The sequence below is a fragment of the Hymenobacter sp. genome (genome assembly GCF_031398885.1).
In the GTDB taxonomy this organism is placed as follows: Bacteria; Bacteroidota; Bacteroidia; order Cytophagales; family Hymenobacteraceae; genus Hymenobacter.
In genome coordinates, this window is sequence record NZ_JANNOD010000093.1 from 1 (window position 1) to 8,449 (window position 8,449).

Consider the following 8,449-nt stretch of genomic DNA (forward strand, 5'->3'; position numbering starts at 1 on the left):
CATACTTTTTGGCGCGCGCCCCGCCCGTTTTTTAATTTTTTAATTAATAATTTTTTCCCCCGCGCCCACCCCGTGGCCCCCCCCCGGCCCCCCCCCCCTAAATTTTGGTTTTTTGCCGGGGGCGCCCCCGCGGAGGTGCGCGCAGAGGTTCGCAGAGTTTTTAACCCTGTTTCATATGCCCCTCGCCCCCGAAATCCAGACCACCATCAATTCCTGGCTCACGGCCGACTACGACGCCCAAACCCAGCTGGCCATCCGCGAGCTGGTGGCCCAGGGCCATGAGGAAGCCCTGACCGACGCCTTCTATCGCACGCTCGAATTCGGGACCGGCGGCCTACGCGGTGTCATGGGCCCGGGCTCGAACCGCATGAACCGCTACACGCTGGGCATGGCCACGCAGGGCCTGTGCAATTACTTAAAGCAAAGTTTTCCCGACCAGGAAATTAAAGTCGCCATTGCGCACGACAGCCGAAATAATAGCGCCGAGTTTGCGCAAATCGCGGCTGGTATCTTCTCGGGCAATGGCATCACCGTTTATTTATTCGATGCGTTGCGGCCCACGCCGGAATTATCCTTTGCCATTCGCGAATTGGGCTGCCAAAGCGGCTGCGTAATTACCGCTTCGCACAACCCTAAAGAATACAACGGCTACAAAGTGTACTGGAACGACGGCGCGCAGGTAGTGGCCCCGCACGACAAAAACATCATCATTGAAGTAAACCGAATCACCAGCATCAGCGAGGTAAAATTCAACGCGGACGATTCAAAAATAATTAGCGTCGGCGCCAATGTTGACGCCCGGTATTTCGCCCGCGCCAAGCAGCTCAGCATCGACCCCGCCGCCGTGCAGCGGCAGCACGATTTGCACATCGTATTCACGCCCATTCACGGCTCGGGCATCACGCTTGTGCCCGGCCTGTTGCGCGAGTTCGGCTTCACCAACGTGCACGTGGTCGAAGCGCAAGCTGTGCCCGACGGGAATTTCCCCACCGTGCAGTCCCCCAACCCCGAGGAGCAAAGTGCCATGCAACTGGCCCTCGACCAGGCCCAGGCTACCAGCGCCGACCTCGTGCTGGCCACCGACCCCGACGCCGACCGCGTGGGCGTGGGCGTGCGCAACGACAACGGCGACTGGGTGCTGCTCAACGGCAACCAGACCGCCGCCCTGCTCACCTATTACCTGCTCTCGGCCCGACACCGCACCGGCCAGGCCACCGACAAGGACTACATCGTCTACACCATCGTGACGAGTGAAATCCTGGGCGACATCGCCCGCCAGCACGCCGTGAAGAGCTACCAGACGCTCACCGGCTTCAAGTACATCGCCGGCCTCATCCGCGACCTCGAAGGCCAGGAAACCTACGTTGGCGGCGGCGAGGAGAGCTACGGCTTTCTCATCGGTGATTTCGTGCGCGACAAAGACGCGGTGTCGGCCTGCGCGCTCATCGCCGAAATGGCCGCCGTGGCCAAAGACCAGGGCCGCACCCTCTACCAGGAAATGGTGCAGATGTACGCCCACTACGGCCTCTACGTCGAAGACCTGATTTCCCTCACCAAAAAAGGCCAGCGCGGCGCCGAAGAAATTGAAGAGATGATGGCCGGCCTGCGCGCCAACCCGCCCGCCACCATCGCCGGCCTGCGCGTGGTAGAAATCCGGGACTACAAAACCGGCCAAATCCACGACCTGCGCACGGGCGTCGTCACCGAAACCGGCCTGGAAAGCTCCAACGTGCTGCAGTTTATTACCGAAGACGGCAGCAAAATATCCGCTCGCCCCAGCGGCACAGAGCCCAAAATTAAGTTCTATTTCAGCGTGAAGCAGCCACTGAAATCCGTGGTGGATTTTGATTTGGCCACTCGTTTGGCGCAGGAGCGAATTCAGGCCATCATTGCGGACATGCAGCTGCGATAGTTCGTTTCGTACTGCTTAAAAGCAGCCTGGCTGTGGGAGTCCTTCCCGCTTTTTTGATTAATTATTGGGCCGTAATGCTCGCGCCTTTTGAAACCACTATTTTTTACAACAATAACCTTCGGAGCCTAATAATAGTGGTTCTTACGGCAGGAAGTGGGTTATGCTTCTTTGTCGCCTCGCAAGTAGGTGAGCCCACTGGAGTCGGAGAAAATCAAGGCCCCTTGCCGGTACTACTCGGCCTCGTTTTACTGTGCATCGCCGGGTATCTGCTCTTTAGTTTTTATGATTTTGCAATTGATGGACCCAAACGCCGGTACCGGCACTTTAGCAGTTTCTTTGGCCTTCGGTTTGGGCGTTGGCTGGAGCTGCCACCGGTTACGGGCGTAGTAATGAAATATTATTCAAGCCGAATTGCCGTTTCCGAATCCGCCAACGACACGTGGGGCATTTGGGAGCCGGCCGGCCCTCAAAAATTCTACATTGTTATGCTGTCACTGGAGCAGGTGAATCAAAAGAGCATCATAGCTTTCAAATTTCCATTTCGGCAAAAAACCCAAGCTGCTGAAATCACAACTGAAATAGCCAGCTACCTAGCAGTTGAGCCCCGATTTTTTGATGCGCCTTAATTCGCGCTATTGCGCTCAGCATCGATTGCTCCATTTGCGGCTATTCAACAAGCCACCGCCTCACTTCTCCCCCCGCCCCGTGCCCAGGAGCAGCAGCACCACCAGCATAAACCCCGTGGCCCCCAGGCTCCACCACGTGAGTTCGGGCACGCCGCGGTGGTAGGGCATGGCGGGCGAGTAACGCCCCAGCAGCGTGAGGCCCGAGAATAGCAGCCCACCCACGCCCAGCAGCGCCAGAATGGTGCGGCTCACCAACTGGTCGGCTTTGCGCATCAGCGTGTTGTAGCCAATCAATTCTATTTTCACCCGCAACTCGCCCTTGCTGATTTTGCGCACAATCTGGCGCACGTCGGCCGGCAGGGTTTGCAGCAGGGCCAGCAGTTGGGTGCCGGTGTATTCGGCTTCGCTGAGCAGGTTGGCCCGCGAGTACTGCTCCCGGATAATCTTGGCGCCGTAGGGCTGCACGAACTCAAAGGTGTTGAAGCGCGGATGCAGCACCTTGCCAATGCCTTCGAGAATCACCAGCGCCCGCAGAATGAGGAACACCGCGCCCGGCACTTGCAGCTTGTAGTTGTAGATGACGGTTTGGAGAGCATCGGCCAGGTCGCTCATGCTCATTTCCTTCACGTCGAGCGTGGCGAAGTCCTCAATCAACTGGCTCAGGTCGGCCTCAAAGGCCCGCATGTCCGGGATTTCGGCCGTCAGGGCGAGGCGGCGGAAATTGAGCGCCATGCTGCGCGCGTCCTGCCGGGCCATGCCGATGAACACCCCCGCAAACGCGTACTTCTGCTGCTTGGTGAGCCGGCCCACCATGCCGAAGTCGATGAGGACAATGGTGCCGTCGGGCTGCACCAGCACGTTGCCGGGGTGCGGGTCGGCGTGGAACACCCCAAACTCGAAAATCTGGGTCAGGTAAATGTCCATGCCGTTTTCGGCCACGGCGGCGGGGCTTAGGTTCCAAGCCAGCAGTTGGGCCTTATCCGTGATTTTGCAGCCGCTCACAAACTCAATCACGAGGATGCGCGAGGTGCTCAGCTCCCGAAACGGCTTGGGAATGGAAAACGTGGTGTAGTCTTCGTACAGCTTGCGGAACTGCTCCATGGCCCGGGCCTCGGCGGTGTAGTCCAGCTCCTTGCTCATGCTGCGCTCGAAGGCGTCCACCACGTCCTGCGGGTTGGCCAGGCCCTGCTTCTGCAGGAAGCCCGCCGTGAGGCGCACCAGCTCGTGCAGCAAGGCCAGGTCGGAGCGCACCTTATCGCGCACGCCGGGGCGCTGCACCTTCACCACCACTTCCTCGCCCGTCAGCAGCCGCGCCCGGTGCACCTGCCCGATGCTGGCCGAACCGAGCGTGGTGTCGTCGAACTCGCTGAACACCTCCGCTATCGGCCGGCCCAGCTCCTCCTCGATGATTTGCCGGGCCAGAGCCGTCTCGAACGGCGGTACGTTGCTTTGCAGCTTCTCAAATTCGTCAATCAGGGCCTGCGGCAACAGGTCGGCCCGGTTGCTCATGGCCTGGGCCAGCTTAATGAACGTGGGCCCCAGCTCCTCAATAATGAGGCGGACCCGCTCCCAACGCGTGGTTTCAAACACCTGCCGGTCGGCGCGCTGCCAGCTCAGGCGGCGGGCCTGGCTCACGAGGCGGCGCAGCGGCGTGGTCGTCACCGCGTCCTCAAAACCGTAGCGCAGCAGCACCTCGGCCACCTGCCGGATGCGATGGAGGTTAGAAATTGTGTTTTTAAACATCGGTGGTGAAAGTAGTACCCCGGCGCTGTAGCGCGCAGCGGCGCTCCGCCGCACCAGACTTGTCGGATGTAGTTTTTACGGCGTTAACCCGCGGATTTTGCTTTGCGCCACGCCTTGGCGCGATGAACAAAAGCCCCGTTCGCGCGGTGCGAACGGGGCTTTTGGCAAAAAACGAAGGAGCGGATTACGCCTGGCCGTCGGCTTTGGCAGCCGAAGCGCTGGCGGCGGCGGGCTTCTTTGCCGCCGGCTTGCTGGCGGGTTTGGCGGCCCCGGCCTTGGCAGCAGCCGATTTTTGCGTCGAACCGGCGGCGGCACTCACTTTGTCGGCCACTTTTTTGGTGGCGCCGGCGGCTTTGGCTGTCGCCGAGCTTTGCTTGGTGGCGGCGCTGCTGGCCGGCTTGGCAGCGGGCTTAGCAGCCGATTTGGCAGCGGGCTTCTTCGCGGCGGGCTTGCCCTTGGTTTTGGAATCGCCCAGACCCACGGTGGTTTTGATGCGGTCGGACAGGCCCTGGAATTGCTTCTCTAGCTCGGTGCGCTTGGTTTCGCCGCTCTTCATCAGGTCGTCCACAATCTTTTTGCCCTCGGCCTGGGTCATCTTGTTGTCCTTCACCAATTTCTCAATGGTGGTTTGGAGCGACTTGCTTCCCTGCGCGATGTAGCCAACGCCGGCATTAACGAATTTTTTGAACAAATCTTCCATGGTGAAAACGGATTGAAGGTGAAAAAGGGAAAAGGGAAGTTGCTGAAGTAAAAGCCGTTGCTGCCGTAGATTAGTATGCAAGCCGACTAGTTCTATTACAAACCTACGAATCTATAGCTGCATAGTTGAGTAGCCGACAGCGGTTTTTTTTTGAAAAGTACCCCAAAATCATCAAAACATGAATTTATTTTTCATTCATTCGCACAACGGTGCTTGACTTTTGGGGAAATTAACCCTTGTGCCGCCGCTCAGGCCGCACGTCGGCGCACGCTGGGCCGCCGCCGCGTGAGAGGCGGCGTGGTCCGGCTGGCTTCCTGGTCCGCCCACAATCCGGTCAAAAAACCGGCCACCTGGTCGAGGGCCTGCCGCGCTTCGGGCACCAGGCGCCAGAACAGGTGCCACCAGTGCACCAGCCCCTCGAAGGAGTGCAGGGTGACGGCCACGCCGGCCGCCCGGGCCTTGTCCACGAATTTCACCGCGTCGTCGTACAGCACTTCGGCCGTGGACACCTGGATGAGCAGCGGCGGCAAGCCGTGCAAGTCGGCCTGCGCGGGCGAGAGCAGCGGGTGCGTGAGGGGCGTTTTGTGGGCGTAGAGCGGGCCCCAGGTGCGCATTTGCAGGGCTTCGAGCAACAGGCCTTCTTCGCGGGCCACGCGGCGCAGGGCGGTGATGGGCAGGTTGAGGTCGGTCCAGGGCGAGAGGCCGATGCCGGCGGCGGGAGCAGGCTCGCCAGCGTCGCGCAGGGCCAGCAATAGGGCCAGGGCCAGCCCGCCCCCGGCCGAGTCGCCGGCCACCACGATGTCGTGCGGCCGGTGGCCGTGGCGCAGCAGCCAGCGGTAGGCGCGCTTGGCGTCGTCGAGGGCGGCGGGAAAGGGGTGGTCGGGCGCTTTGCGGTAGTTGATGGTCAGCACGTTGAGGCCGCAACGCTGGGCCAGGCTACCCGCCAGGCTGCGGTGGGTGTTGAGGGAGCCCAGCACGTAGCCGCCGCCGTGCAAGTACAGCAGTACCCGCGTGGGGTGGGCCGCCCGGGGCCGCAGCCACTCGGCTTCGAAGCGGTTGTCGAGCCTGAGGCTTTCCAGGTGCACGCGCCAGGGCATGAACTGAAACAACGACCCGGCCTCCATGACCAGGCGCATGGCCCCCACGCTGGGCGGGCGCCGGGCCAGCGGCGCGGCCGCCGCGGTGAGGAACTGCTTGAGCAGCAAGTGTTGGAAAGAGGGCATCGGGTGGGAGTTTGGAAGCAGGGAACGGGTTTTGTCAAGCCGTCAGGCTGAGTTGGTCGAAGCATCTTGCCTGCTTCGGTTGAATCGTTGCAACGAAGCGGGCGAGATGCTTCGGCTGCGCTCAGCATGACGTTCGAATAATGCTGAGTTGTTTCAATTCAACCGAACTTCTACGGTTTCTGCCCCAGCTTATTGCCCCGGTACCCTTTGATGGCCAGGGGAATCCAACCAATCAACGGGATGAAATAGGCCAGGGTTATGGGGTTGCGCCAGAGCATTCGCAGCCAGGCGCCGGGGCGGTCGAGCTGCATGCGGAAATTGCGGCGGCCTTCTTTGACGTAGAGCCGCTCGAACTCGGTGAACACGGCGGGCCAGGCGAAGGGCAGAAAGAACGGAAAGTAGCGGCGGTTTTCTTTCATGCGCTGCCACAGCTCGCCCCAGCGGTAGGGCTGCTGCCCGTGGGCGAGCACGGCGGCGTCCATTTCGGTTTGCATGCGCTGGCGTATTTCCTCGGAGAGGGCCAGGTAGTCCTCGCGGGTGAGCTCGTCGGGGGTTTTGCTGGTGAGGTCGGAGGGCCGGATGCGGGTGCCCATCACGAACACGAGCTTGGCGGGCAGGGCCAGGTAAAACGCCCAGGGCTGCACGAGCACCAGCAGCAGCAGCCCCGTGAGCGGCAAAAACGGAATGCCGATTTTCTTGGTGAAGTTATTTATCCAGTCCCAGCTGTAGGCGTAGGGGTTGAGATACTCGGCGTTGATGGTGTAAAAAGGCACGATGTCGGTGTTGTGCAGCAGGCCCAGGCGCACCATGCTGGTGGCCAGGCGCTGGAACTGGTACTTGCGGTTGAACCCCTTGCCGATGCCGGGCACGCCCTCGGGGTACAGCATCAGGTTGTGGTCCTGGTAGTACATCATGGTCTCAAAATTCAGCGTCGTGGCGTCCACGGAGCCGCATTTTTTCCAAAAGTCCTTCACCAGGTAGGGGTTCATCAGGGCCGTTTGCGAGAGCAGCGGGGCCGAGAGGGGCCGCGGCAAATCACGGAGCACGCCGCGGCCCAGCAAGTGGCGCCACAGGTGCGACAGGGCCACAATGGCGTCCCAGGGAAAGGCCATGCCCGAGTGGTTGCTGGCGAAAATCAGCGGGCGGTCGGGGTTGTTGCGCTCGGGGTAATCGTCGAACCCCACCAGCTCAGAGCGAAACCACACCCGGTCGAGCAATTGCAGGATGTTTTCGTCCAGCGTCTGGGTGAATTCCTCCCGGAAATAATCATCGTAGATGTGCTGATTGGCCGCAATGGCGGGCGGGGGGGGGTTCAATGAGGAATGAGGAATGAGGAATGAAGAATTATTCACGTGTTCACGCGACCGGGAAAGAAAGGTATGGCTTTTACCGCATTCCTCATTCCTCATTAAGCGCAGCGTTATTAAGCGCAGCGTTCGTTCAGCCCCGGGTGCCGAAGATGGCGCTGCCCACCCGCACCAGGGTACTGCCCTCGGCTACAGCCAGCGGGTAGTCGCCGCTCATGCCCATGGAAGTTTCGCAGAACGCGGGCTCCGCGGCGAAATACGCTGCTTTCAGGTGCTTGAAGTACCCGCGCAGCTGCTGGAACTCCCGGCGCAGCTGGGCTTCGTCGGCGGTGAAGGTGGCCACGCCCATGACGCCGGTGAGGCGCACGTTGGCCATGGCCTGGTAAGCGGCCGAGGTCAGGATGGCCTCGGCTTCGGGCAGGGTGAGGCCGGACTTGTTTTCTTCCTGCGCGATGTGGAATTGGAGCAGGCCGTTGATGACGCGCTGGTGAGTGGCCGCGTGCTTGTCAAGCTCCAGCAGCAGCTTGAGGCTGTCCACGCTTTGCACCGTGTGCACGAAGGGCGCCAGCAGCTTCACTTTGTTGGTTTGCAGCTGGCCGATGAGGTGCCATTCCACGTCGGCGGGCAGCTGGGGCTGCTTGGCAGCCATTTCCTGGGGCCGGTTTTCACCAAAAATGCGGGCGCCGGCGGCATAAGCTTCCCGGAGTTTTTCGACGGGGTGGGTTTTGGTAACCACGACCAGGCGGGCCGCGGTGCCAGCCAGCTCGGCGTCGATGCGATGAATATTTTCGGCGATGGACATTATTTCAGTTGACAGTGAGCAGTGAGCAGTGAGCAAAAAGAACGTCATGCTGAGCGTAGCCGAAGCATCTCGCGTGGGAACAGTAATCAACATCGTTGCACGATGCGAGCGAGATGCTTCGGCAAGCTCAGCATGA

General features: G+C 60.7%; 7 protein-coding genes. 2 read left to right on the forward strand and 5 right to left on the reverse strand.

Annotated features, from left to right (window positions below; all coding sequences use genetic code 11):
• Positions 1–175: 175 nt before the first annotated feature.
• Together RMO51_RS17950 and RMO51_RS17955 are read left to right on the forward strand one after the other, a co-directional pair.
• Positions 176–1,912 carry a phospho-sugar mutase gene (locus RMO51_RS17950; RefSeq protein ID WP_310396939.1) on the forward strand — a complete coding sequence of 579 codons (1,737 nt, stop codon included), beginning with the start codon at positions 176–178 and terminating at the stop codon, positions 1,910–1,912.
• A 74-nt stretch (positions 1,913–1,986) separates the two neighbouring features.
• A complete protein-coding gene (locus RMO51_RS17955) occupies positions 1,987–2,538 on the forward strand; it encodes a hypothetical protein (RefSeq protein ID WP_310396940.1) in 552 nt (183 codons plus the stop codon).
• A gap of 60 nt (positions 2,539–2,598) precedes the next feature.
• Here the strand turns inward: RMO51_RS17955 and RMO51_RS17960 are convergent, their stop codons facing one another.
• From RMO51_RS17960 to RMO51_RS17980, 5 genes are all read right to left on the reverse strand, one after another.
• A complete protein-coding gene (locus RMO51_RS17960) occupies positions 2,599–4,281 on the reverse strand; it encodes an AarF/ABC1/UbiB kinase family protein (RefSeq protein ID WP_310396941.1) in 1,683 nt (560 codons plus the stop codon).
• A gap of 184 nt (positions 4,282–4,465) precedes the next feature.
• Entirely contained in the window at positions 4,466–4,981 is a 516-nt protein-coding gene (locus RMO51_RS17965; protein ID WP_310396942.1) for a hypothetical protein, read from the reverse strand.
• A gap of 248 nt (positions 4,982–5,229) precedes the next feature.
• Entirely contained in the window at positions 5,230–6,204 is a 975-nt protein-coding gene (locus tag RMO51_RS17970) for an alpha/beta hydrolase (protein ID WP_310396943.1), read from the reverse strand.
• A 170-nt stretch (positions 6,205–6,374) separates the two neighbouring features.
• Positions 6,375–7,520, reverse strand: a complete 1,146-nt coding sequence (locus RMO51_RS17975) for a hypothetical protein (RefSeq protein WP_310396944.1) — start codon at positions 7,518–7,520, stop codon at positions 6,375–6,377.
• A 124-nt stretch (positions 7,521–7,644) separates the two neighbouring features.
• Complete coding sequence (locus RMO51_RS17980; RefSeq protein ID WP_310396945.1) at positions 7,645–8,313, reverse strand: YggS family pyridoxal phosphate-dependent enzyme; 669 nt, start codon at positions 8,311–8,313, stop codon at positions 7,645–7,647.
• Positions 8,314–8,449: the final 136 nt, after the last annotated feature.